The sequence below is a fragment of the Paenibacillus popilliae ATCC 14706 genome (genome assembly GCF_000315235.1).
Lineage (GTDB): Bacteria > Bacillota > Bacilli > Paenibacillales > Paenibacillaceae > Paenibacillus_B > Paenibacillus_B popilliae.
On record NZ_BALG01000013.1, the window covers coordinates 1 to 291 of the forward strand.

Here is a 291-nt window from a genome sequence, read left to right on the forward strand (position 1 = left end):
GGATTTACTCATTCTGGATGAGGTTGGATACGTACCGTTCAGCCAAACCGGTTCGGAATTGCTATTTAACGTGATTGCCGATTGTTACGAAAGGCAAAGTGTCATTGTGACGTCCAACTTGGAATTTGGCCAATGGACCTCCATCTTTGGGGACACCAAGCTAACGTCTGCGCTGGTGGATCGTTTGGTGCACCATGCTCATATTCTCTCCTTTACGGGCGAGAGTTTTCGCTTCAAGCAAGCGATGGAACGGATTCCTTTTTAAGCTTTGGAGGGTTGGCAGGTGCCTCG

1 protein-coding gene is annotated in these 291 nt (G+C 48.8%); it reads left to right on the top strand.

Annotation, left to right across the window (positions count from 1 at the left end; translation table 11 throughout):
* Positions 1-265: ATP-binding protein (locus tag PPOP_RS00795; protein ID WP_006284071.1), on the top strand; the 265-nt coding region annotated here is incomplete at its 5' end.
* Positions 266-291: the final 26 nt, after the last annotated feature.